Annotated in this window: 24 protein-coding genes and 1 pseudogene; 14 read left to right on the forward strand and 11 right to left on the reverse strand. The window is 40.8% G+C overall.

Going from position 1 to position 22,928, the window contains the following annotated elements:
• Positions 1–61: 61 nt before the first annotated feature.
• The gene (locus V7K55_RS12380; protein ID WP_334831606.1) at positions 62–1,870 is read right to left on the reverse strand and encodes an endonuclease; all 1,809 of its coding nucleotides are present in this window, start codon (positions 1,868–1,870) and stop codon (positions 62–64) included.
• A gap of 583 nt (positions 1,871–2,453) precedes the next feature.
• Between V7K55_RS12380 and V7K55_RS12385 the strand changes: the two genes are divergently transcribed.
• The 5 genes from V7K55_RS12385 to V7K55_RS12405 all read left to right on the forward strand — a co-directional run bounded on the left by V7K55_RS12385 (position 2,454) and on the right by V7K55_RS12405 (position 6,387).
• Positions 2,454–3,149: a HupE/UreJ family protein gene (locus V7K55_RS12385; protein ID WP_334831608.1), complete on the forward strand. Its 696-nt coding sequence runs from the start codon at positions 2,454–2,456 to the stop codon at positions 3,147–3,149.
• A gap of 192 nt (positions 3,150–3,341) precedes the next feature.
• Complete coding sequence (locus tag V7K55_RS12390) at positions 3,342–3,905, forward strand: hypothetical protein (RefSeq protein ID WP_334831610.1); 564 nt, start codon at positions 3,342–3,344, stop codon at positions 3,903–3,905.
• Positions 3,906–3,968: 63 nt separating this feature from the next.
• Positions 3,969–4,355, forward strand: coding sequence for a DUF2358 domain-containing protein (locus V7K55_RS12395; RefSeq protein WP_334831612.1), 387 nt, complete (start codon positions 3,969–3,971; stop codon positions 4,353–4,355).
• Between the two features lie 936 nt (positions 4,356–5,291).
• A complete protein-coding gene (locus V7K55_RS12400; protein WP_334831614.1) occupies positions 5,292–6,044 on the forward strand; it encodes a hypothetical protein in 753 nt (250 codons plus the stop codon).
• Positions 6,045–6,255: 211 nt separating this feature from the next.
• The gene (locus V7K55_RS12405) at positions 6,256–6,387 is read left to right on the forward strand and encodes a hypothetical protein (protein WP_334831616.1); all 132 of its coding nucleotides are present in this window, start codon (positions 6,256–6,258) and stop codon (positions 6,385–6,387) included.
• On the opposite strand, the gene V7K55_RS12410 is transcribed toward V7K55_RS12405, so the two are convergent.
• The 8 genes from V7K55_RS12410 to V7K55_RS12445 all read right to left on the reverse strand — a co-directional run bounded on the left by V7K55_RS12410 (position 6,384) and on the right by V7K55_RS12445 (position 11,802).
• Positions 6,384–7,658 carry a ribulose bisphosphate carboxylase small subunit gene (locus tag V7K55_RS12410; protein ID WP_334831618.1) on the reverse strand — a complete coding sequence of 425 codons (1,275 nt, stop codon included), beginning with the start codon at positions 7,656–7,658 and terminating at the stop codon, positions 6,384–6,386. The genes V7K55_RS12405 and V7K55_RS12410 overlap by 4 nt on opposite strands.
• 91 nt (positions 7,659–7,749) lie before the next feature.
• Positions 7,750–8,136: a type II toxin-antitoxin system VapC family toxin gene (locus tag V7K55_RS12415; RefSeq protein ID WP_334831620.1), complete on the reverse strand. Its 387-nt coding sequence runs from the start codon at positions 8,134–8,136 to the stop codon at positions 7,750–7,752.
• Positions 8,133–8,360, reverse strand: coding sequence for a type II toxin-antitoxin system Phd/YefM family antitoxin (locus V7K55_RS12420; RefSeq protein ID WP_334831622.1), 228 nt, complete (start codon positions 8,358–8,360; stop codon positions 8,133–8,135). The genes V7K55_RS12415 and V7K55_RS12420 overlap by 4 nt, the downstream gene beginning before the upstream one ends.
• Positions 8,347–8,571 carry a hypothetical protein gene (locus tag V7K55_RS12425; protein WP_334831624.1) on the reverse strand — a complete coding sequence of 75 codons (225 nt, stop codon included), beginning with the start codon at positions 8,569–8,571 and terminating at the stop codon, positions 8,347–8,349. The genes V7K55_RS12420 and V7K55_RS12425 overlap by 14 nt, the downstream gene beginning before the upstream one ends.
• A gap of 151 nt (positions 8,572–8,722) precedes the next feature.
• Positions 8,723–9,331: a GDSL-type esterase/lipase family protein gene (locus tag V7K55_RS12430; RefSeq protein WP_334831626.1), complete on the reverse strand. Its 609-nt coding sequence runs from the start codon at positions 9,329–9,331 to the stop codon at positions 8,723–8,725.
• A 147-nt stretch (positions 9,332–9,478) separates the two neighbouring features.
• The gene (locus V7K55_RS12435) at positions 9,479–9,817 is read right to left on the reverse strand and encodes a ribulose bisphosphate carboxylase small subunit (RefSeq protein ID WP_196527503.1); all 339 of its coding nucleotides are present in this window, start codon (positions 9,815–9,817) and stop codon (positions 9,479–9,481) included.
• Positions 9,818–9,863: 46 nt separating this feature from the next.
• Positions 9,864–10,271 carry a RuBisCO chaperone RbcX gene (gene rcbX / locus V7K55_RS12440; protein WP_334831629.1) on the reverse strand — a complete coding sequence of 136 codons (408 nt, stop codon included), beginning with the start codon at positions 10,269–10,271 and terminating at the stop codon, positions 9,864–9,866.
• 100 nt (positions 10,272–10,371) lie between these two features.
• Positions 10,372–11,802, reverse strand: coding sequence for a form I ribulose bisphosphate carboxylase large subunit (locus tag V7K55_RS12445; protein ID WP_094327882.1), 1,431 nt, complete (start codon positions 11,800–11,802; stop codon positions 10,372–10,374).
• 818 nt (positions 11,803–12,620) lie between these two features.
• Here V7K55_RS12445 and V7K55_RS12450 point away from each other — a divergent pair.
• The 5 genes from V7K55_RS12450 (at position 12,621) to trmFO (ending at position 17,783) form a co-directional block, all read left to right on the forward strand.
• On the forward strand, positions 12,621–13,727 hold the full coding sequence (locus tag V7K55_RS12450) for a ligand-binding sensor domain-containing protein (protein WP_334831632.1): 1,107 nt from the start codon (positions 12,621–12,623) through the stop codon (positions 13,725–13,727).
• 114 nt (positions 13,728–13,841) lie between these two features.
• Positions 13,842–14,612 (forward strand): 3-methyl-2-oxobutanoate hydroxymethyltransferase, encoded by a 771-nt coding sequence (panB, locus tag V7K55_RS12455; protein ID WP_334831634.1) that lies wholly within the window; start codon positions 13,842–13,844, stop codon positions 14,610–14,612.
• Between the two features lie 128 nt (positions 14,613–14,740).
• Entirely contained in the window at positions 14,741–15,580 is an 840-nt protein-coding gene (locus tag V7K55_RS12460; protein ID WP_334831636.1) for an Rpn family recombination-promoting nuclease/putative transposase, read from the forward strand.
• Positions 15,581–15,674: 94 nt separating this feature from the next.
• Complete coding sequence (locus V7K55_RS12465; RefSeq protein WP_334831638.1) at positions 15,675–16,370, forward strand: Uma2 family endonuclease; 696 nt, start codon at positions 15,675–15,677, stop codon at positions 16,368–16,370.
• Positions 16,371–16,466: 96 nt separating this feature from the next.
• Positions 16,467–17,783 carry an FADH(2)-oxidizing methylenetetrahydrofolate--tRNA-(uracil(54)-C(5))-methyltransferase TrmFO gene (gene trmFO, locus V7K55_RS12470; RefSeq protein ID WP_334831640.1) on the forward strand — a complete coding sequence of 439 codons (1,317 nt, stop codon included), beginning with the start codon at positions 16,467–16,469 and terminating at the stop codon, positions 17,781–17,783.
• Between the two features lie 69 nt (positions 17,784–17,852).
• On the opposite strand, the gene V7K55_RS12475 is transcribed toward trmFO, so the two are convergent.
• Positions 17,853–18,500 carry a DUF4439 domain-containing protein gene (locus V7K55_RS12475; protein ID WP_334831642.1) on the reverse strand — a complete coding sequence of 216 codons (648 nt, stop codon included), beginning with the start codon at positions 18,498–18,500 and terminating at the stop codon, positions 17,853–17,855.
• 851 nt (positions 18,501–19,351) lie between these two features.
• Here V7K55_RS12475 and V7K55_RS12480 point away from each other — a divergent pair.
• The 3 genes and pseudogenes from V7K55_RS12480 to V7K55_RS12490 all read left to right on the forward strand — a co-directional run.
• A complete protein-coding gene (locus V7K55_RS12480) occupies positions 19,352–19,753 on the forward strand; it encodes a fasciclin domain-containing protein (protein WP_104898847.1) in 402 nt (133 codons plus the stop codon).
• Between the two features lie 204 nt (positions 19,754–19,957).
• Complete coding sequence (locus V7K55_RS12485; RefSeq protein WP_334831645.1) at positions 19,958–20,293, forward strand: hypothetical protein; 336 nt, start codon at positions 19,958–19,960, stop codon at positions 20,291–20,293.
• Positions 20,294–20,443: 150 nt separating this feature from the next.
• Positions 20,444–20,695: pseudogene (locus V7K55_RS12490) on the forward strand (SulP family inorganic anion transporter); the annotation flags it as partial.
• A gap of 34 nt (positions 20,696–20,729) precedes the next feature.
• On the opposite strand, the gene V7K55_RS12495 reads toward V7K55_RS12490, so the two are convergent.
• Positions 20,730–22,085 (reverse strand): UDP-N-acetylmuramoyl-tripeptide--D-alanyl-D-alanine ligase, encoded by a 1,356-nt coding sequence (locus tag V7K55_RS12495; RefSeq protein ID WP_334831647.1) that lies wholly within the window; start codon positions 22,083–22,085, stop codon positions 20,730–20,732.
• Between the two features lie 656 nt (positions 22,086–22,741).
• Here V7K55_RS12495 and V7K55_RS12500 point away from each other — a divergent pair.
• The gene (locus V7K55_RS12500; protein WP_334831649.1) at positions 22,742–22,882 is read left to right on the forward strand and encodes a hypothetical protein; all 141 of its coding nucleotides are present in this window, start codon (positions 22,742–22,744) and stop codon (positions 22,880–22,882) included.
• Positions 22,883–22,928 lie beyond the last annotated feature (46 nt).

A 22,928-nucleotide genomic window follows, 5' to 3' on the forward strand; every position in this document is an offset into this window, starting at 1 on the left:
GTTCTGACCCATAAGGATATTTTATTGCTTGAAGGGTAGCACAGATGTGCTACCCAAATTTTTAGGAATTACAGTATGCCCGTTCTGCTAATGTGACATCTAGTACGAATGGATTGTCATTACCTTGAAATTTAGCGATCGCATGACTGCGTGCTATTTCAGTAATATCAGGGAGGTCTTGCTGATTCCATTTACACAAAGTTGGACGCTGATTTTGAAAGTAATTTCGGTCTACTTTCTCAGCTTGATTCCGATAAATAGTGTAGAAGTAGAAAATTGCTCTGGCTATATCCCCTTTTACTTTCTCTCTAGGTTCAAATTTAGCAGATGATGATTCGCTAAATTCGTCAATTGCTCTAGTAGGAATTGTAGTTTGAACAGTATCATTTCGATACCATTTTTTAGTACTTGTGTCGGCTATATCGTCGAAGGGTTTATTTCCTCGCTCACTATTAATATCTTCGCGTGCTGGAAATAGATGGTGCAGGTCACTTTTGGCATTACCATTTTCAGCCCCTTTACTTTGTGGCCAAACATGTTCGGTATTCAGTCCTAACTTGTCAGCTTCCTGACTAGGATCGCCATTACCACTTAGACTAATTTGGTAACTAGCATAGATATCTGTGACAATCCCTGCTTGGTTATCAATAATACCAAACATTTCGTCTCTGGTGCGATCGTAGCTCAAAGTTTTGCTGGGTGTATACTCCTTAGCAAGTTCTTCAACTAGAGCGACTTTGGATAATTGAGGCAATATAATTGCCGAATCACTTACGGGAGTGGGAGTAGGTTGAACAACAGGAGGAGTTGTGTTAGAGGTGGACTGATTAGCAGGTAATGTAAACGCTGCAATTACAGGATCGTGGTCGCTGACAGGCTTACTAAAGCCAACGTTGACATGCACAATGTCAATTTCTGGTTGAGCAACACGAGAAAGATTTTCACTCACTAACAAATGGTCAATAAGTTCAGTCTTTCCCCGAAATTTGAAAGTAAAGCGATCGCTAGCAGGTAAACTATCCGTCAGATTCTCAAGAATGTTACCCTTCAAAGTTTTCAGAGGTAGAGAATCTGGTGAATCGTTTAAGTCACCCAGTACAATTACTTTGGCTTGCGGGTCAACTTCTAGTATTTGCGCTACGAATTCATTAACGATTTCGGCTTGTTTGACTCGTTTCACATCGGTAGGCGAACCTCCCTTTTTAGAAACAAAGTGATTAGCAATGATAAACACTTTTTGACCGTTAAAGATAAATTCTGTCGCCAGTGGCTTACGGCTTGCCTCAAAAGCACTATTGGTAGGGTCAATCCGACCTGGATTGAGCGAAAGGTCAAGACCATTTGCACCTTGAGTAATAGCCACAGCATCTAATGAACCGCCTTTTCTAGACAGTTTTGCTAGAGTTATCCGGCTGGGTTGAAACAATAAACCAACACGGATATTGCCTCCAGGTTCTCCACCATCTTGGTCGTCGCTGGGTGCAATATCAACAAAGTCGTATGCTGGACTACCGATATTTTTGAGCGCAGCAATCAGTTTTTGGTAAGTCTCGTTTGCATTCACAACGTTATCATCAACTGGCCCGTTGTTATCTTGAACTTCAATCAAACTGATGACATCTGGTGCGTTCAAATTATTGCCAATAATTTTGGCAATATTATCAAAGCGTCGATCTTTCGGGTCTAAATTCTCGACATTAAAAGTTGCAACAGTCAATACATCCTGGGAATTTTTCAGAGATGTTGTTTCCTGTTGTGAAACTGGAAGTAAAGAAATTGGTAATTGAGCTATTGGACTAGCGTGCAGTGGACTAATCCATACAAAGAAGATGAGAGTAATACTAAGTAGTAGAAATTTGATGAATTTCATTCTCTCTTTCAGATGAAGATATTTTCTAGATTAGTCTTCTTCTTGGTAGAGTTCAGTTAAGGTAAGTTTTAAGTTGGGTAAAGGGGAACATCCCACTTTGGAAGAAATACCAGGTTAAAGAATAATTCAGAAGTCAGAATCCAGGAGTCAGAATAAGAAAGTGGGAAATTCAAATGCGCGACTAATTGTATCTTTTGAGATAAGCAAGCTACACAGTTTCGTAAGAGCTTATTTAAAAAGTAGTTGAGTGTGATTTTAGGTACTTATTGATTCCCCGTAACCCCCTTAAAAAGAGGGTAAAACCTATCAAAGTCCGCCAATTTATCGGGGCTTTAGGAGAATATAGAACGTTTTGCTACCGAGAATAGAATGTTTTAAAATCCTCTTAAAGACATTTGCAGTCGAGTAGATATCGTCTTGAATATTAAGTGTTGATGCTTAAGCCCTTTATCAAAAGACTTTTACAATAGTCATAGCTTTACAAAACTTTATGAAGCTAGTAAAAGATGGTGTAATTACCACGTTAGTTTTTTTTATGGGTGGGTAGTATAAATTACCGAAGAAACTAATTTGGCATATAGTGATGTTCAAAACTAAATTATCAGAATTCCGTGCTTCACGGGAATTTTACACCTCGAAGTTAATGGATCGCCATATTGGAGCGATCGCAGCTTTAATTTTAATTAGCTTACTGAGTTCATTGAGTGGAATACCACTTAACCATACCATCACTAACTGCTGGGAAGCCTTTATCTGGGGATTGGCAGATCCAGTAATTGGTTTGGATTGCTTAGTGGGTATTATTGCTATTGGCTTACTCTCATCTATGTTTGTTCGTGGCGCTGCGATCGCTGGATGTTTTGTCTTAGCAGCAATCTTGGGCATTGTAATTCATCTATTCCAGATAAATTTACCAGGTGCAGAAATAGCGATGCCTTCGGCGGGCGCAGCCATCGCTATTTCTACCATCATTTTTAGTACTATGTTGATGATGCCAAATCAACCAAGCTTTGTAGTACTTACTCTGATGGGCATCAGTGCTGGTTTATTTCAGGGTTACACTGTAGCTGAATCTATTATTGGGGCAGGAATGATGCCAATAATTGCCTATATAGTAGGTATGACATTGACTCTGTTTACAGTTGCCATGAGTGCTAGAGAAATTGGTGGTGCAATGGGTATGGGAGAAATCAACCAAACTTTACCCTGGAAAGTTAGCATTGCTGGCTTTGCTTTGTGTGCGATCGGTATCGTGTTTTTGAGCAATTCGATGATCTAAATAAAATATTTGAATTTAGTGGAATACATTATTTGTGGGGGCTTACACTTAGCTGTATGTCCCCACTGCGCGTTCAAGGGAACTGAGACTTTTTTACAACAGGAAGTTTTACAGCAGCACCACAGAGTTTTAGTGAATAAGCTGATGCATCTCTGCGCTAATCTAGAAGCTATATGTTGTAAACAAAGGCTTATGACAGTTGAAGAAATTGCGGAGACGTTAACAGAATTATTTGGCACATCGGCTGTTAGTGCGATCGAGCCAGGATCGTGGCAAGTAGACACTTCAACTTTTCGGCTGTTGGTGCTACTTTCTGAAGATAATACTTGGCTACGAGTTTTACTACCTATTGTGTCCTTAGAGGAAGGGCAACCATTTTTAGGACAGTTCCTAGAAGCTAACTTTGATGACACTCAAGAAGTCCGTTACGCTTTGTATGAAGGAGTAATTTGGGGGGTATTTCAACATAATAGTGGTACTCTAGTGAGTGCAGATTTTTCCAATGCAATCAACCGACTTATATCTCTCTATCAGGCTAAATTAAATAATGTTTTTAATCGACTAATTGAAAGCCGCGTCCGGCAAATTATTCAGGCAGCAAAACAGCAAGGACAATCTCTCCAAGCTACTATGCAAAGCTTAGAACGCTTTTATGCAGAAGGATTTATGGGTGAAATCAATCAAAGCTTAGAGGCACGAGAAGAAGTTCTAGCTGCTTGGCGGCATCAGTTAGAACGCCTATGGAATGAAGGTTAATTTCAATTTCTAATAGAGATTTATATCGGTGCTACATTTTTATATTCAAGGAATATATATATTATGAATATAATTGAAATTCTCAAAGAAGACTATCAAAGATTCCCTGTAAATCAAACTTACACTATTTACGCCCCAGATGTTTATTTTCAAGATCCACTGAATAAATTTAGTGGTGTTAAACGTTACAAAGAAATGATTAATTTTATCCAAACTTGGTTTTTAAATCCCAAGATGGACTTACATAATATTCAACGTTTAGGAGACACAATAAAAACTGAGTGGACACTCAGTTGGAATACTCCTCTTCCTTGGAAGCCACGAATTTCTATTCCTGGTTGGAGTGAATTAGGTCTTAACTCTGATGGTTTGATTGTCTCTCATGTCGATTATTGGAATTGTTCGCGTTTAGATGTAGTAAAGCAGCATTTATCTGCTGAAAAAATCTAATCAATTAAGAGCACTTTTTCTAAATAGTGGCTGATGTCTCAAAAACTTTAAATCCTACTTAAAAAGGAGAATTTTAAAAAGGTTATTCACCATTTTTTTAAACTTGTCATTACCAATATTTTATCAGTATAAATACTTACTCTAACTCTAGCTCTCTTCCATTTTGAAGTTATACCTCGTAGATGATGATGGCAAACTGCTATGCGTCTATGCGCTTCCGTTAGAAGCCATTATGATGAATCACTAACGTTAAAGCAATCGTCCAAAAAACCAGATGCAGTCTCTGAATTAAGAGAAATTACTCAGATGTATGTATTGGTTTCATAAAAATAAAATTATTCACCAATATTACTGAACCAGAAAACAGCTTACTAAGCCAAACTAACTTTAGAACCCTCTCTAACAAATATATCTATGTTCTAGGAAAAGCTGAATTTAGATCCGATGGACAGAAAACAACTGATTCAAATATGGATTAAAGCTTCTAACAATAGATATAGAGAATGAGCAAATGCTAATTGTTCATTAAAACTATTTGTTGCTGACTAGTGCGTAGGCGTAGACATCGCAATTTATCAAACAGCGATATTGGTGCTATTCGTCAGAATTTAAAATTAATTCTGACCAAAAAATCGCCTGAATAAACTAAGTTTTTGCATCTCCACCAAACCTATCTATGATTTAGTACTTTTCAAGACACTCGCCCAGCTTCTCTTAGAGAGCATCTTGATTGTGATTCCTGAAATGCCATTTCTTGAAGAATAATTTAGATAATATCATGCATGTTAGCTTATACATTTTGTAGTGTAATATCATTTTTACTGATATTGAAAATGCTGCAATCTGGGACTTTCAAAACAATTGCTTGTTTAAACTGTCATTAGAGTTTATAGTAATACGGTGTTTTTCCTTACAATTTCTCGGCAAGTTTATACCATGATTTTTTCTCCTAAATTACAGAAGTATTTGGCAGGTTTCTCTTTGTCTGTATTACTAGTAGCTGATTTAGTAATCGCACAAAAAGTTCGTCCGGCTTTTGCTGAAACTATCAATTCATCTATTGGTAGTGCTGTGACATTCAGTTGTAATGATAGTGAAGCGACAATCAAAGCGAAAAAAGGCCCCAGAGTAGTTAATGGAAGTTCAGCCTTTTACATTGGTTATCAGCAAGTCTCATCTAATAACAAAAACCCTGTAACTATCCGTTTTAATAATGGTATTAAATCATGGTGTCGGACTGATTACGAAACAACGAATGACGACGGTACAGGTTACGGATTGTATTGGAATGGTGGGGATGTTTTATATGGCGTTTACTCTTCCACCGGCAGTCAGACTGGTAATGATTTTCGCCGCTTTGCAACTGGGCGTTGGTTGTCTAGCTATGGTAGTGGAGGCGGGCCAAAAGTCGCAGTTATAGCCCGGATTAATCCAGCTAATGGTCAGGTTAACTATGCCACATTTTTATCTGCGAAAAAGGCAGATAATGGAAATACAAACTCTTTAGTTGTCCAAACCCTATCATGGAATGGCACAAATTTAACTGTGCAGGCAAAGTCATGGTGGACTCCCCGTCGCACTAATACCAATTCCATGACTTGTTCTGGTTCATCGCCTTATATATACACAGCAGTATTCACTGGCGATTTAACAAAGGTTAACTCGGCTTCAGCTGCTACTTGTAGTTAAAGGGTAAGGATTCAGCTATCAAATTGAGGACTTATAGGAATCCGGTTTGATTTCTGAAAAGATACGTAGGGTGCGTTAGCGACAGCGTAACGCACCAAACCCTTGATAGTGGTGCGTTACGAACTTCGTTCTAACACACCCTACAATACCTAATTTTGTTCAAAAATCAAACAGGAGGACTTAGCAAAACTACACACAGTAAGGGCAATCGATGAATTGCCGCTACCAAAAAATCAAGGTTTGGGCTATTTTTTGTGTAAGTCCTGAAATTGAGGAAGCATATTTTCCCAGTTATTTGAGAATTGACAAGAGCGATCGCTCTTTCTCAATTATCTATCCCTAATTTTTCCCATCTGGACGCTGAATAATCGTCTCCACCACCCGCCGCTTGGCTTTCGAATCGATACCTACCAAGCGCACATACTCACCGCTATATTCTGCCAAAGTTGCTTCCAAATTTGATATTGCATCAGACTCTGCATCTATGTGGCTATGAACACAGGTTTGCCAAGAACCCATGCGGAAGCGGCGCTCATCCACGTGTTCAATGCTAATTTTGTAACCTTGAGACAATAATTGCCTAATTTGAGCTTGTGTATCTAGGGTTAAATGGCTACTCAATGCTTCCTTTTTCTGGAATCCATTAGTTTTTGCTTCTTGAGTTTCACCATTGCTTGATGACTGATTAATTGGTTTTGCAGCAGCAGGTTGTGCTGATTGAGAATTTCTACCCCGATTGAGTCGATTGTAATCATCAACCAAATGGGAATTTTCCACCCGTTTTTGTTCGCCAACGAGAAAGTTACCAGACTCAATTAAGTGAGACAGTCTGAAATCTGGCTTTTTAAATTCTGGTGGCCCTTCAGTGCTGTTAACCACACTCAAAGATACCCGTTCAAAACCGACTTGATGGATGTAGTTGCGGATTTGTTCGTCATAAATGCGCGATCGCAAAGCGCTAAAGAAGTCAATGGACTGATTGACAAAAGTATCAACTAGCTGTTCAACTTCTTTCTGTGACAGTCCATCCGCTTCAAAAATCCCCTTGACAATTCCCACTTTGTCGTCTCTGTCTGGTTCCCAGTAAAATTTCTCCATCCGTCCATCCCGAATTAACGGTGCATAGAGGGTAGAAAAATCATTACCTGTGACAATAATCGGCACACGATTTAAAGCCGTGGAATCATAGCTTCCAGGTAACTGTACATCTGTGGGATTATCAGCAATATTCATCAGTGTGGCATTTACCAACTGTGTATTTACAGTATATTGAGTGCCTTCATCAAAGCGTCCAGCACCCGCATCTAAATCATTAATCATCAGTACGCACATTTTGCCGCGTACCTTGATTAGTTCTGCTGTTTCCCGATAGCGCAACCGAATCAACCGCGCTGGATCTCCCGCATCTGGACTTTCCAATTCGCCGCCAGAGATGTTAGTCACCTCGATACCCATTTTCTCGAAGACTAATTGACATTGAAATGTTTTGCCTTCTCCTTTGCGTCCGTGAATACCTAAAATCACGGGGACTCGCACGCCAGGAAGTTTCAAAAAATTTTTGGTGATGTGGACAGCCAGTTTGTCCAGAAAGCGAGGAGCGATGTAGTAACCCATAAAATTATCTTTGCCTAGCACTGCTTAAAGTAATGTTAAGTTTTTTTGGTGATGACTGTTTATTTATCTTTTGGTAGAAAAGGAGCGCTACTTACCACAAACGCTCACTTGGATATGCATCAAAAATTTTATCAGCACTCAGTAAAGGTATATTTTCCACTATCGACTGTGCAATTAAAATTCGGTCGAATGGGTCACGGTGATGTAAAGGTAATGTGGCAACAACAGTAATATGGGTAATTTTGATATCGAGTAAACTAAAATCGTTCAGATTGAGTTGCTGTGTGATGAATATTTCAAATGACTGATTGAAACTAAGCTTGCCTAAATTCTGCTTAATAGCTATTTCCCATAGACTAGCGATACTTAGTAAAATTTCATTATTCTCATCATTGATTAATGCTACTACTTGATTACTAAGTCTTGAATTATCCGTCACATACCAAATAAAAGTATGTGTATCCAGCAGTAATCTCATTCCATATATTCCTTAAACTCTTCGAATGGTTCATCAAAGTCATCAGATATTGTAATTAAACCCTTTGCGCTTCCAGGTTGACGGCGGTGTTTAAGTGGCGACACAGGAGTTAACTTCACCAAAGGTTGATTATCTTTGATGATAATAATTTCCTCACCACTAAGTGCTGCTTCAATTAAGTCAGGTAAATTTTGAGATGCTTCAGCTAGATTAATTTGTTGCATATATTTTTTTTCCAATAATTTCAAAACTGGGAATTATTTGCTTATCGACATCAAAAATGCGAAATTCTTTCAACCTTCGCTCAGTTGGTTGCCAACCTTGCTCCAAAGCTAGCAAGATAACTGAACGTACTAGACAAGGAATAATCATCAATTGGTAAGGAAATATGACAGCGAGTTTTTGTCCTGTCTGGGGTTCACGTACAACAATCAACCTTATGTAACCGCTATCAGGTGAAACAGTCCAACGGGGCTATATTATTCGCCGTAATCAGCCTCGTTCCCTTTTTTGGCCATGCCATGCAACTATTTTCCCTTTTTTATAGGATAACTTAGAGCGATCGCTATTTGCCCATTGCTAAACTTTAGGGAAACCAATTTAACCAAGCATCCCAATTTTCCACAATTTTCGCAAATTCTGCATAACCGCCTGCTCTTGGATGAGTGCCATCATTAGCTATTGCTTCATTAATCCAGATATTTGATTTTTCTAAAATGGTAAAAACATCTAAATAAGGCACATCTATTTTTTTGCAAATTAAAGCAAACTGTTTAGATAAATCAGTATTTCTGTTTCTTCTTTGACTATCTTGTTGTTCTGCGTATGGTGCTAGCCCAACCATCAAAACAGGATATAACTTTTGAGCTTCACTTAAAATTTCATAGGCATTTTTAAGCGAATCTGCCAAATCCACACGAGTTTTACCATTTTCTAATGTTGTGTCATTCAAACCAAAAGAAAACACAACTTTGCCATCATATTCTTTGGGTAATCGCAGTGATACTTCTTGTAACCAACGGTTTGCTATATCAGTACTCGTATCTCGCCTAATTCCTAAATTATAGTAGGTAATGTCATAACCTTTTTTATTAGCATTAGCACATATTCTCCCTGTCCAACCAAGACATTCAGGATCGCCAGTGCCGTTAACAAAAGAGTCACCAACAAAACAAATTCTTACCTCTTGTAGCATTATTACTCTCTTAAAAAACATAGAGGCACAGAGAAAATAACTCTACGCCCCTTTATTTACGTTTCAAACAAAATCTAGTAAATAGGAGAGGCAGATAATTCTACCTCTCCTATGGGGATCAACTAATTAATAAAAGCTTGCTAGCTTTTAGTATCTGTTGGGTTTGTTGGGTTTGTGAACAAGAAAGCTGAGAATTTGGCACTGCTTGATGTTGTCAAAACCTACAACACGGATATAGCTGGTGCTGAATTGAGAACGGCATCCTTGAACTTCGCTCAGTACTTCTTGAGTCGATTTAGCACCGAACAAAGGCAGCTTCCACATTGTCCAATATAATTCTGTTGGCTCAGAAGTTTCGTTAAACTCGATGGCTGGAATGTAACCTTGATTCAAAATGTACTGGATCTGCTTGGCAATTTGAGCATCAGTCAGAGGGGGCAGATAAGAAAGGGTTTCGTAACGACGCTCTTTTGGTAAAGTTTGCATAGCTTCTGATAATGGGTTGCGATTTTTTACTACTAAATTGATCGAACTAATTGGATAAGTTATCCAAATTCGGTTCTGAAGTTGTTTGCTGTTCTGGTTGCAGACTGGGGTTAGATGTGTCTATTCGTGTGATGCGTTCTAAATGCTGGCGACGCTGCTCCATATTGGCTTGCTGAATGCCAGTGCGAACCATTTCCGGTAAAAATTCTGCAATTTCTTCCGCAATGTGTTCTCTGACAGTCATGATTCGCAAAGCCAAATCTGGTTTTTCTTGCAACAGTTGCTCAATATACGATTCACCATTCTGAATTTTGCCAGACGAAAAGTTATGCAGCCAAAGTTCCAATGGAGGATTCGTTTCGCCTAGCTGTGCCAATACTGTCCTTAGAGCCTGATAAGTCAGATAGCTTTGGAGAGTTTTGGCTGTGTCCTTCGCAATTTGCTTAAGATTCATGCTTGACCCCAGCCCTAAAGAGTTATGAGTTATGAGTTATGAGTTATGAATTAATGCAAATCCTAACTCTTAACTCTTAACTCTTAACTGTTAACTCAGATCAGACGGTATCCATTGCTTCAAACTCGAACTTGATTTCTTTCCATAGTTCGCAAGCAACAGCTAGTTCAGGAGACCACTTGGCAGCTTCGCGGATGATATCGTTACCTTCACGAGCCAAGTTGCGGCCTTCGTTACGAGCTTGAACAACGGCTTCCAAGGCAACGCGGTTAGCGGTTGCACCAGGAGCATTACCCCAAGGGTGTCCCAGAGTACCACCACCGAATTGGAGTACGGAGTCATCACCAAAGATTTCTACTAGCGCGGGCATGTGCCATACGTGGATACCACCAGAAGCAACTGCCATTACACCAGGTAGAGAAGCCCAGTCTTGGGTAAAGTAAATACCACGAGACTTGTCTTGCTCAATGTAGTTTTCACGCAACAGGTCAACGAAGCCCATTGTGATGCCGCGCTCACCTTCCAACTTACCAACTACTGTACCAGTGTGGATGTGATCGCCACCAGACAAACGTAGGGCTTTAGCCAATACACGGAAGTGGATACCGTGGTTCTTTTGACGGTCAATTACAGCGTGCATAGCACGGTGAATGTGTAGCAAGATACCGTTATCGCGGCACCAACGAGACAATGTGGTGTTGGCGGTGAAACCTGCGGTGAGGTAGTCATGCATGATGATGGGCATTTTGAGTTCTTTAGCGTACTCAGCCCGTTGCAACATTTGTTCGCAGGTGGGGGCGGTGACGTTGAGGTAGTGACCTTTGATTTCACCGGTTTCTGCTTGAGCTTTGTTGATAGCTTCAGCTACGAACAAGAAGCGATCGCGCCATCTTTGGAATGGTGCAGAGTTGATGTTTTCGTCGTCTTTGGTGAAGTCCAAACCACCGCGTAAGCACTCGTATACAGCGCGTCCGTAGTTCTTAGCAGAAAGACCCAATTTGGGCTTAATGGTACAACCCAGCAAAGGACGACCGTATTTGTTTAACTTGTCGCGCTCAACTTGGATACCGTGAGGAGGCCCTTGGAAGGTCTTGATGTAAGCTACTGGAAAGCGGATGTCTTCTAGACGCAGTGCGCGGAGAGCTTTGAAACCAAATACGTTACCGACAATTGAGGTCAATACGTTGGTTACAGAACCTTCTTCAAACAAGTCCAGAGGATAGGCAACGTAGCAGATGTACTGGTTGTCTTCACCGGGAACTGGTTCGATATCGTAGCAACGACCTTTGTAGCGATCGAGGTCGGTGAGCAAATCTGTCCACACAGTTGTCCAAGTACCTGTGGAAGATTCAGCCGCAACAGCCGCACCTGCTTCTTCGGGAGGAACACCAGGCTGAGGTGTCATACGGAACGCAGCTAGAAGATCGGTATCTTTTGGTGTGTAATCGGGTGTGTAATAAGTTAGTCTGTAATCTTGAACCCCGGCTTTATACCCAGATTTGCTCTGAGTCTTCGTTTGAGCGTAAGACATATTTTATCCTTCCCTGAAATCACTCTTGTTAATTATCAAATCACGTTTTGTGCAACTTCCCTTCACCCCCCTCTTCCCCCCTTGAGCGAGAGAAAGATTCAGGAAAAATTTTTGTTATGGGTTGTCTTTGACAAAAGGTAGCAGTTTTTTTGCGGCGCACACGTTGGTAGCGGTGGTAGCCCTTGTCACCAGTTTTATCCCCTTCTAGGGGTACACGACCTAGCGCTTCTACTGTTTCCTCTTGCTACGAATCAAAATTTTTTTACCTCTTGTTTGCACCCAACTAAACCTTCTCAATTTCACCAAAACTTCCGCTTTTCGCGGTTAGCATTTAGATATTTTCTCTACAAATCGGGGTATTCAGGGGATTGGGCTGGCTGGCACACATTTCCGCCTCTATACTCCTTTTATCTTCTCCGTTGATGGAAAAGATACCATAAAAGAATTTACTTGACAGAGATTTAGCAGAATGGTGAGCGAAAGATAAAAAACTGCACACCACGTAATTTGTAACTTGTCTCACAATATATCAAGAATTCGATAAGTTATTCTTTGAAAGTTTTTAACTTATCTATTTAATTTTGTTATTACATAAAGATTTAAACTTTTTGTTACAAATGCTTTACAAAGTGTCATCAATCAATGTAAAGAAGGGATTGGGGATTGGGGATTGGGTACTGGGTATTGGGTTAGGAAAACTCATCCCTAGTCTCCAATCCCCAAAACCTATAAAATTTGAGAAAAATTCCAGATGACGTTTAAAAAATCTCAGCGAAGGGAACACTGAAATTAACCCAAAGCCAGTTTAGGTAACGGCTATGGGTACTGTCTCCAAAGGAAATGTCACCGTGGTATTGTTTTGCAAGCGTACTAGTTTATTGATTACTTCTATCTTGCTGGGGTTGATAGCTGTGCCAGGTATGGGATGGGCACAAAAAACCCCTGACATTAATTCATCCGATCTAACCCCTGCTTACCCAGCTTCTGCACCGCCACCGCGAGTAGAACCATTACCCGATGAGCGGGGAGTGCAAGAAAATTCGCCAGAAACTGATTATCGTGTCGCTAACTTACTGGAAGATTTTACAGGCAATCTTTGGGTAGGTTCTTGGCGGGGATTGTCGCGGATCGATCCTAAGACCGGCAAGATTATTTCTCGTGTTAGCTTACCGAATGTTGCCATTGGTGCTTTAGCCCAAGATAAAGTAGGACGTTTGTGGGTGGGAAGTTATGAGGGATTGTTCCGAGTAGACCCCCGTACTAGCGAAATAACCGCGCAGAATTTATTTTTGCCTTCTAAACGGGTTTTGTCACTGTTACTTGACAAGCGGGGTTATTTGTGGACTGGAACTGATAGCGGTTTAGCTCTAATTAGTCCCGACCAAGGCTTGATTATGACAACAGTAAAAAATCTGCCTGGTGTCAGTGCTAACACTCTAACCTTAGATGCTGAAGGTCAACTGTGGGTTGGTACTCTTGATGGATTGGTGCGGGTAAATACCGCTAGTGCTGCGATTATGAAGCGGATTACCGATTTACCAGGGGCGACTGTCCAAGCTTTAGCTATCAGTCCAGAGGGATTAATTTGGGCGGGAATGCCGAATAATTTGTTAGTTATTAACCCAAAAACTGGCGCAGTGTTACGGTCTGTAACTCGCCTACGTGGGCGTGACGTGAAGGTGGTGCGTTTTGCGAAAGATGGTAGTGTCTGGGTTGGAACTAACAATGGTTTGTTACGATTAAATCCAAATACAGGCGCTGTGTTAGATGCAGAAGTTGCTGGACTTCCTTCTAGTCGGGTTCTTGCCCTTGTACCTGATATCGCTAATAAATTATGGATCGGCACTAGTGAAGGTCTAGCTTGGTTAATGCCCAAAACGAACAGTGCAAAACCCCATATTGCTTTTAGTCGCGCTGTTAAGTAGGGATTAGGGGACAGGCTACAGGGTACAGGGAACTGAATTCTTTCTAATAGCTAATCCCTATCCCTATCCCTATCACTTATCCCCTATCACCTATCACCTATCCCCTAATTAAAAATGGCAATCACTACCCAGCAATTAATTCAATGGAAACAACAGGGACGTTCAATTGTGGCGTTGACGGCCTGGGATTATGCGATCGCTCAACTCATCGATGCAGCTGGTGTAGACTTAATCCTTGTGGGTGACTCTATGGCAGTAGTTTTAGGGTATGAAACAACACTGCCGATAACTTTAGATGAGATGATCTACCACGCCAAATCTGTGCGTCGTGGGGTTAAACGGGCTTTAGTAGTTGTAGACTTACCATTTTTGACGTATCAAGAAAGTCTCCAGCAAGCAATGCACTCAGCCGGGCGGGTACTGAAGGAAACGGGCGCTCAGGCGGTAAAATTGGAAGGTGGCTATCCTGCGATCGCAGAAACTATTACTCGCTTGGTAGAAGCCGGAATCCCGGTAATGGGTCATGTAGGTTTGACACCGCAATCAGTACATCAACTCGGTTTGCGACAACAAGGGAAAACTCAAGAAGCGAGTGAGAGAATTTTACTTGAAGCGATCGCTCTTGAACAAGCAGGTGTATTTTCTCTAGTTTTAGAGCATATACCCGCAGATTTGGCAATGCAGATTACACAAAAACTTACGATTCCGACAATTGGTATTGGTGCAGGAACTCACTGCGATGGACAGGTTTTAGTTACCTCAGATGTAATCGGACTTGCCGAGAAGCATCCACCATTTGCCAAGGTTTACACCAACTTGCGGGAGACAATTACCAAAGCTGTACAAGATTATGCTGTAGAAGTGCGCGATCGCAAATTTCCATAAGCATGGAATTTATCAAAAAATACAAGAATCTGCCGAATAGCTAGTTTTCTATCTGGAATAATTTATGCAATCAGAGAGCAGCACATTATAAAATTGCTGAAGTTAAAAACTGTGCTATAACATCCAGAGTGAAAACTGACAGCATATTTTATCGCCTATTTCAAGAATTTCCTAGTATTTTCTTTGAACTAATTGGGAATCCTCCCGAAACTGCAAATACCTATCAATTCTCTTCAGTTGAAATCAAACAAACTGCCTTTAGAATAGATGGTGTATTTCTTCCTACACAAGATGAAGAAAATCCGATTTATTTCGTTGAAGTCCAATTTCAACCAGACTCAGATATTTATTTGCGCCTAGTTTCAGAAACATTTCTCTATTTGCGGCAAAATAAATCTAAAAATTCTTGGCGAGGAGTGGTGATTTATCCGAGAAGGAGTATAGATACTGGTGAGCGACAAGATTGCCACGAATTCTTCAACAGCGATCGCATTAGTATAATTTACTTGGATGAACTAGGCGAAACTGCATCACTACCAATAGGTATTGCTACCATCAAATTAGTAATTGAAAATGAAGATACAACTATTGCCACTGCCAGGGAACTAATTAACCGTACAAAACAAGCGGTAAATTTGCAACTGCCACAAAAACAATTACTAGAATTAATAGAGACGATTCTGGTTTATAAATTGCCTAACATAAGTCGAGAGGAGATAGAGGCGATGTTTGGATTAAGTGAGTTGAAGCAAACACGGGTTTATCAAGAAGCTAAACAAGAAGGCAAAGAAGAAGGTAAAGAAGAAGGTAAACAAGAAGGTAAACAAGAAGGTCGTTTTGAGGCAAAGTTAGAAGCTGTACCTAAACTGCTAGCACTAGGTTTAAGTATGGAACAGATAGCACGGGCGTTAGATTTGGATATTGCACAAGTCCAGCAAGGAGTACAGCAAACGCCTCTAGATGAATAAGTTCAGACAAGCTATGTCTGCTGACAAGCTGCTTTGTGTCTCGCAATCTCAATTATAAATATCCACTAAAAACCCCATACTTGGAGGTACAGCAATGGTACAACAAGTCACACCAGAAACCACAATCGAAGTCATTTACCCAGAAAGCGACGGACAGCCAATGGCGGATAATACAGAACAATTTGCATGGATTGTCAAAATTAAAGAAAATTTAGAAATCTTATTTGCATCGTCGGCTGATGTATTTATCGCTGGAGATTTGTTTTGGTATCCAGTTAAAGGAAGTCCTAATATTAAACAAGCGCCTGATACGCTTGTAGTCTTTGGAAGACCAAAAGGAAAACGGGGTTCCTATTTACAGTGGAATGAAGAGAATATACCGCCACAGGTAGTATTTGAAATTCTCTCACCAGGTAACACCCTCAAAGAAATGACTAAAAAATTGCAGTTTTACCAGCGTTACGGTGTGGAAGAATATTATATTTACGATCCTGATAAGAACGATTTAAATGGCTTGCTTCGTTCTGGGGATAGTTTTGAAGTCATTGAAGAGATGAATGGCTGGATAAGTCCGCGTTTAGGAATCCGTTTTCAACTAACATCAGATACCCTAGAAATTTTTTCTCCTTCTGGGCAAAAGTTTTTGAGTCCCGTAGAAATTGACCAGTTACGGGAACAGGAACGTCAAGCAAAAGAAGCGGCTTTACAAGAATTAGAAAAAGAGCGCGATCGCTATCAAGAATTGCTAGCTAAACTCAAAGAAAAAGGAATTGACACAGATAATTTGTAATTGCTGCCGTTATATTTACAGAAGTAGTCATGAGTTTGCCTCTTACTTCAGTGACACTGATGGATACTTATTGATATAGAAACCAAAAATTTAACTATGGAACAACAACCGATACAAGTAATTGGAGGTGGACTAGCTGGAACTGAAGCAGCTTGGCAAATAGCCCAAGCTGGAGTACCGGTAATTCTCCATGAGATGCGTCCAAAACGCTTCAGCCCTGCTCATCATACAGAACATTTGGCAGAATTAGTCTGTAGTAATTCCTTTGGCGCAATGGCAAGCGATCGCGCGGCGGGATTATTGCACGAAGAATTACGTCAACTAGGTTCTATCGTCATTTCCAAAGCTGATGAACACGCCGTACCTGCTGGTGGGGCGCTAGCCGTAGATAGGGGACAATTTGGCCAAGACTTGACTCAAACTTTAGCCAGCCATCCTTTAATTGAATTTCGCCGGGGTGAAGTATCTGCCATTCCTGAAGGAATTGTAGTTTTGGCAACCGGGCCTTTAACGAGTCCCGATTTAGCCGAAGATTTGCAACGCTTTACGGGGATGGAATACCTCAGTTTTTTCGATGCCGCTAGTCCGATTATTGTCGGAGAATCGATTAACCGTGACGTTGCTTTTATGGCATCCCGTTATGACAAAGGTGAAGCCGCTTATCTCAACTGCCCAATGAATAAAGAGCAGTATCTGCACTTTCGAGAAGAACTTTGCAAAGCGGAACAAATAGAACTCAAGGGTTTTGAACGGGAAACTGCGAAATTTTTTGAAGCGTGTTTACCTATTGAAGAATTAGCACAGCGCGGGGAAGATACTATGCGCTACGGCCCCCTAAAGCCAGTGGGATTGTCAGATACTCGCACAGGGGAACGTCCTTATGCTGTGGTGCAGTTGCGACAAGAAGACAAAGCCGGTCAACTGTGGAATATGGTAGGATTTCAAACTAATCTGCGTTGGGGTGAGCAAAAACGGATATTTCAGCTAATTCCCAGCTTGGAAAAGGCGGAGTTTGTCCGGTTAGGAGTGATGCACCGCAATACTTTTATTAATGCTCCCCAGCTAATGCATCCTACTCTGCAATTTAAAGAGCGTCCAACGTTGCTAGCTGCTGGACAGTTGATTGGTACTGAAGGCTACACTGCTGCGGCTGCGGGTGGCTGCTTGGCGGGAATTAATGCAGCGCGGCTAGCTTTGGGTAAAGAAACTTTGGTTTTACCAGCGACAACAATGATGGGTGCGTTAGTGGAATTTATAAGTTCCGCTTCGCCGAAGCATTTCCAACCAATGCCGCCCAATTTTGGGATTTTTCCCGATTTAGGAATGAAAATCAAAAGTAAACCGGAGCGTTATGGACGTTACCGCGATCGCTCTTTAACCGATCTAGCAAACTGGAAAGCCGATCGTAATTAATGGGTATTGGGCATAAGAGGCAGAGGGGCAAAGAGGAAAGACTTACTCCAATTTCCCTCTGCTTCCCATCTATACTTTCAACACCCAGGCTTCACGAGTTTCACGGCTAACAAAAGACGCTGGTACAATTTCGATATTCACTCCCAAAGATTTGAAAGTGGCACGAATAGCCGCAGCATGAGCAGCTTCAGTAGAGGCAATACTAGCCCCAACAGTAATCAATTTTGGAGTTTTCAACTTAGCAACTTCTTGGGTATAGGCGATCGCAGCATCAGTCTCCAAAGCTAAAGCCAGCTTGGCAATATTCACATCGCTATCCAAGTTTCCCTCACCCTTTTTGATGTAGGATGAAACATCATAGCTAGATTCTGCTTTTACTGGAGTTCCACCCAAACTGGTGATAGTAGCTGCTAGAGCATCCCGATGTTTTTTATGATCGGCTTGGTTGCGGAGTGCCAAAGCCAAAACAGCTTTACCAACTTCAGTATTAGTTAGCTTGCCAGCAGCAGCGCTATAAGCCCAAATCGCCTGGTGTTCGTAATAAAGAGCATTATTCAGTATTTTCGCATCGTTTTGCTGATTATAAGTTGCTGGCCGAGCATCAACTTCTTGGGCAATTAGTGGCAAACCCAATGCAGTGGCTACACCAGCAACGGCCCCACTCACTACTAGCGCACGGCGAGAGGATTTTTTGCTTAAAGGGCTTTGATAGTCCATGAGTTAGTGTCTCCTAAAGAAATTACAGTTTGTTTGATACGGATATGAAAATGAGGAAATTGCCAGGGCATGAATAACCCTGACTGCAAGTACTGCCTTCGGAAAAGAAGAATTTTCCCCAACGAATAGTTGTAATGTGTCTTGACTAGATGTTCACTTTCCAGATCAATTACTGCTCATTTGTAACTCATTTTAGTAATGGTGTCAGCAATTACACTAAATTGGGAGATATACTGCTTTTTTATTTTGAACAGAACGTACTGTAGTCATGCATTTTGCGAGATTATCCGCTTCACTTTGAATAGCAAGCAAAGGCAATTTTGGATTATTTATACTACTAAAATTTACTTACTATAGCTGTTTAGGAGATAGAGAACGGTTAGAAAGTTGGTTTCCTCAATAGACGGGCTAGCAAAGATGTGTTTTTTAAACATCCATCTACAGCACTGTTTTAGTGATAAGTAGTTGGACAAAAATATTTACAGTCATTGCGAATGAAGCGATCGCAATGGCATTGTGTAATTAATTCTGTCCAAGTACTTATAGGACTCCTATTTGATTTTTGAGCAAAATTAGGTATTGTAAGGGAGCCAGTACGTTGCGGAGGTAGCAACTGGCGTTGTGTTGTAACGAAGTTCGTAACCCACTATCATCAAGAGTTTAGTGCCGTATTCTCCGCGATAATACCCTACGGATGTTTTCAGAAATCAAACCGGATTTCTATATCTGATGGGAAGTATGTGTCAACGTGTAGTTTACTCAATGCGTAATTTTAAATTTATTTTGTTTAATAAAACTTCAAATAGGTTTATCATCCTTTAAAATCTTTTGCATCAATGTAGGTAAAGTATATGGCTGATATTGTTGATATTGCAGTTACGGCTGAGTCTTTCAAAACACTAGTAGCGGCTGTACAAGCTGCTGGTTTAGTAGAAACATTAAAAAGTCCTGGCCCCTTCACTGTCTTTGCACCAAATGACGATGCTTTTGCCAAGTTACCACCGGGAACTATCCAAACTCTGTTGCAGAATATTCCCCAGCTAACGCGGATTCTAAAGTATCATGTCGTTCCAGGAAAGCTGCTAAAGGCTGATTTGGCAGAACTCGGTACGGTTAATTCTGTGGAAGGTTCACCTATTAAAATTCATTCTTCAGATGGTTTTGAAGTTAAAAATGCCACAGTTTTAGCAGCAGATATCGAAGCTGATAATGGCGTAGTACACGTTATCGATACCGTAATTTTACCCGGTTAATTCAGCCAGGGTGGGTGTTTTCCACCCTAGTTATCCAAAATCTTTATAATTAACTAACTATTGAGTAGTATCAAAACGCGACTCAATATTTTAATTTATGTTATGTTTGCAATGTGAGTACTCACTAATCTGTTAATGTAAATTTAGTTATTTTAAAATAAATTAAGTTCGTGAAAAAGCTAACATCTATCCCTAACAAAATTAATGCCCGATTTTAACACCTTGGTAGAATTCTCTTGTGGCAACTGCATAGGTATTTGTGCGTTTCTCGTCCCAGCGAACTTGCTTGTCACCATTTTAACAATGGGCTTGGTAGCCTTACGTCGCCCATCGTATCAAGTGTGGCAATCTGTTGGAATTGCCAGTTTTTTTGCTTCTGTAATGATATTGCACGTATACACTTGGTTCATGATTGGCGTGGTGATGGCTCCCACTTATATCTTGCTCTGGCTAGCAATCACTTGTCTGGTGATTAATTTTGGGGCAATTCTTTATCAAAGACGCTACAGTAACAGCCCTAGTCTTTCCAACAACGCCTGAAATTCATCATACTTCTGATGGTAAGTGAATCGCTGCGATCGCCATCCAGATTTTAGATTAAACACACCCCAGCTATAATCTTTGATTTAGCTGGGTTTTTTGCTATGGGGAGCATCCCACTTTTTTGCCTGTCATTGCGAGCGCAACGAATTTTTCGCAGCCTTATTTGGTGGAACACCAACCCTAATTTCTGAGCCAACTGGGCCAATGACCGTAGTCATGACTGCAATTGTCGGTTCCATGATCGCAGCTAACCCCGAAAACAGCTTGGCAATGGCATTTACCGTAGTCATGCTAGCGGGAATATCTCAAATTTTCTTTGGGATATTTAAGTTGAGTAAATATATTACCCTCATGCCTTACAGTGTGATTTCTGGCTTTATTCGTTATCGAGGATTGCTGTAAGAAATGAGATTTTGGGTTTTCAATGATAGATTCATCTAGGAAATTCTGCACGTAATTGATTGACAACCCGATCTAGCCCCACAGAATGGGCGGCTTTGAATAATAAACGATCGCCTGTTTGCATAAATGTCTTCAACCTAGCCACCAAATCGGCATGAGTTGCAAAACACTCCGATGGGATACCTTCGGCACTTTCTGCGATCGCTTCAGCATCTTCTCCATCTACCAAAACCAACAAACCGTCTAAATTCAATTTTCGTACTGTTTCTCCCACTCGCTGGTGCAACTGCTGCGATCGCTCCCCTAATTCTTTCATTGCACCCAATACGGCAATCTTCCGCTTTCCGGGTGTGTCTGCCAATAATTGCAATGCTGCCATCATAGCTTCTGGTGCAGCATTATAAGTTTCGTCTAAGATTACCACATCATTGGATAAGGTAAATCGCTGTGATCGTCCTGTGGGCATATCCACCTTCACGCCTGCTTTCAGGCTTGCCCAATCGATCCCCAACACCTTTGCTACTGCTAAAGCGGCTAAGAAATTAGTCGCATTGTGACGACCTGCTAGCGGTAAGGGTAGCTGGATTCCTGCAACTTCCACAGTCTCGTTATCAATTAACTCCCCTTGAATATCCCCACCAGAAAAGCCGTAAGTTAAAACTTCTCCGTGCCAAACTTTCGCTGCCGTGGCCATTAATAAAGGATTATCGTGATTGAGAATTGCCACACTATCAGCAGCCATTTCAACTAACAACTCACATTTTGCCTCAGCGATCGCTTCTTCGGAACCCAGCAATTCAATATGTGCCGTCCCCACATTGGTAATTACTCCAATTGTTGGACGCGCTATTTGCGTTAGTTCGGCAATTTGTCCCCTACCCCGCATCGCCATTTCAATCACAGCGTAGTCATTTTCTGCGCCAATTTCTAAGAGAGTTTTTGGGACACCAATTTCGTTGTTGTAATTTCCATAAGTTTTGTGAACTCGTCCCTTGGTTCCTAAAACTGCGGCGATCAATTCTTTGGTTGTAGTTTTACCCACGGAACCAGTTACACCAATTACAGGAATATTAAAGCGATCGCGCCACCATCTGCCGATTTGTTGATATGCCTTGAGGGTGTCTTTTACCTGTAATACCGGTAAACCAGGATTTTCGTATTCAAAATCTACAATTGCAGCGATTGCACCCTTTGCGATCGCAATTGGCACAAATTCATGTCCATCAAATTTATCGCCTCGCAAAGCCAGAAATACTTCACCTGGCTTTAGGGCGCGGCTATCTGTTTGTATACCGCTACTTACTTGTATTAAAGCAGTTTCAGATAAGTTTATCGGACTGGCCAAAAGAACTTCAACCAGTTGGGTTAGGGTCGCGGAACAATGCATAAGTAATTTGCAATTTAAAGTTCAAAATTAGAAAATCGAATTATGACACAATAGTGGATTGAACAACAAGATTTCAGGATTTACGTACTGAAAACCTGAACCCTAGATCCTCATTTTTTTTAGAGGTTGGGGGATATCTTGTGCGTAATTTCTAGATTTGTGACTTCTCCAAAAAGGTGCGAATCTAAGACTAGTACAATACGGCGGAAATAAACCACCCATTCCAAATCAATGAAACGCTGACACTGTATTCATTTTGAATTTTGAATTTTGCCTTGCGGTACTAGTCTCCAAAATGTTTAGAGAAACTTCATCAAATCCTCGCACAAAGGGATCTCTATTCCCATATCACTCTGGAAATTAACAAGACTCTACGACGACACTTCCATAAACTTTTGCTTTTGCTGTAAAAAAAACTACCATATTGCGCGTTTTCACTGATAACAAGTGCTATTTATAAAGGTTAATTTTAACTAAGTTCACAAGGCTTAGTTATACCCATTAGAACAGGTTTGACTAAGTTGTTACATTAGTCCCCTTAAGTTAATGGGTCAACTAACTAAAGTTTTAACTAATTTAACTTTAAACACTGTAACTTTAAGTCCCCAGTTATTAGCCAGGGGTGAATTTTACCATAACGATTTGGCAATCACAGGATGTCTAACAACAAGCTCAGAGAATACAAGAAACGTCTCTGTCTTTGCGCTACTTTATCTACGTTAAATCCTCCGATTACCCTCAAAAAAAACCTGACGATCGATACTATCGATACCCCTGGTTTAACCATTAACGGTTAATAGGAGAAAAATTTTCACTTCGACAACAGTGTTTCTACAACCGACG

Origin of the sequence: Nostoc sp., from assembly GCF_036919895.1 — a bacterium.
Taxonomy (GTDB): domain Bacteria; phylum Cyanobacteriota; class Cyanobacteriia; order Cyanobacteriales; family Nostocaceae; genus Nostoc.

Excerpts from the sequence above, each read along its gene's own strand:
- panB (WP_334831634.1), top strand. The coding sequence starts at position 13,842 with ATGGCAATCACTACCCAGCAATTAATTCAATGGAAACAACAGGGACGT.
- V7K55_RS12435 (WP_196527503.1), bottom strand. The coding sequence starts at position 9,817 with ATGCAAACTTTACCAAAAGAGCGTCGTTACGAAACCCTTTCTTATCTG.
- V7K55_RS12400 (WP_334831614.1), top strand. The coding sequence starts at position 5,292 with ATGATTTTTTCTCCTAAATTACAGAAGTATTTGGCAGGTTTCTCTTTG.
- V7K55_RS12410 (WP_334831618.1), bottom strand. The coding sequence starts at position 7,658 with ATGGGTTACTACATCGCTCCTCGCTTTCTGGACAAACTGGCTGTCCAC.
- V7K55_RS12405 (WP_334831616.1), top strand. The coding sequence starts at position 6,256 with ATGAATTGCCGCTACCAAAAAATCAAGGTTTGGGCTATTTTTTGTGTA.
- trmFO (WP_334831640.1), top strand. The coding sequence starts at position 16,467 with ATGGAACAACAACCGATACAAGTAATTGGAGGTGGACTAGCTGGAACT.
- V7K55_RS12450 (WP_334831632.1), top strand. The coding sequence starts at position 12,621 with ATGGGTACTGTCTCCAAAGGAAATGTCACCGTGGTATTGTTTTGCAAG.
- V7K55_RS12465 (WP_334831638.1), top strand. The coding sequence starts at position 15,675 with ATGGTACAACAAGTCACACCAGAAACCACAATCGAAGTCATTTACCCA.
- V7K55_RS12495 (WP_334831647.1), bottom strand. The coding sequence starts at position 22,085 with ATGCATTGTTCCGCGACCCTAACCCAACTGGTTGAAGTTCTTTTGGCC.
- V7K55_RS12385 (WP_334831608.1), top strand. The coding sequence starts at position 2,454 with ATGTTCAAAACTAAATTATCAGAATTCCGTGCTTCACGGGAATTTTAC.
- rcbX (WP_334831629.1), bottom strand. The coding sequence starts at position 10,271 with ATGAATCTTAAGCAAATTGCGAAGGACACAGCCAAAACTCTCCAAAGC.
- V7K55_RS12445 (WP_094327882.1), bottom strand. The coding sequence starts at position 11,802 with ATGTCTTACGCTCAAACGAAGACTCAGAGCAAATCTGGGTATAAAGCC.
- V7K55_RS12420 (WP_334831622.1), bottom strand. The coding sequence starts at position 8,360 with ATGCAACAAATTAATCTAGCTGAAGCATCTCAAAATTTACCTGACTTA.
- V7K55_RS12480 (WP_104898847.1), top strand. The coding sequence starts at position 19,352 with ATGGCTGATATTGTTGATATTGCAGTTACGGCTGAGTCTTTCAAAACA.
- V7K55_RS12380 (WP_334831606.1), bottom strand. The coding sequence starts at position 1,870 with ATGAAATTCATCAAATTTCTACTACTTAGTATTACTCTCATCTTCTTT.
- V7K55_RS12395 (WP_334831612.1), top strand. The coding sequence starts at position 3,969 with ATGAATATAATTGAAATTCTCAAAGAAGACTATCAAAGATTCCCTGTA.
- V7K55_RS12500 (WP_334831649.1), top strand. The coding sequence starts at position 22,742 with ATGTCTAACAACAAGCTCAGAGAATACAAGAAACGTCTCTGTCTTTGC.
- V7K55_RS12415 (WP_334831620.1), bottom strand. The coding sequence starts at position 8,136 with ATGAGATTACTGCTGGATACACATACTTTTATTTGGTATGTGACGGAT.
- V7K55_RS12430 (WP_334831626.1), bottom strand. The coding sequence starts at position 9,331 with ATGCTACAAGAGGTAAGAATTTGTTTTGTTGGTGACTCTTTTGTTAAC.
- V7K55_RS12475 (WP_334831642.1), bottom strand. The coding sequence starts at position 18,500 with ATGGACTATCAAAGCCCTTTAAGCAAAAAATCCTCTCGCCGTGCGCTA.
- V7K55_RS12390 (WP_334831610.1), top strand. The coding sequence starts at position 3,342 with ATGACAGTTGAAGAAATTGCGGAGACGTTAACAGAATTATTTGGCACA.
- V7K55_RS12485 (WP_334831645.1), top strand. The coding sequence starts at position 19,958 with ATGCCCGATTTTAACACCTTGGTAGAATTCTCTTGTGGCAACTGCATA.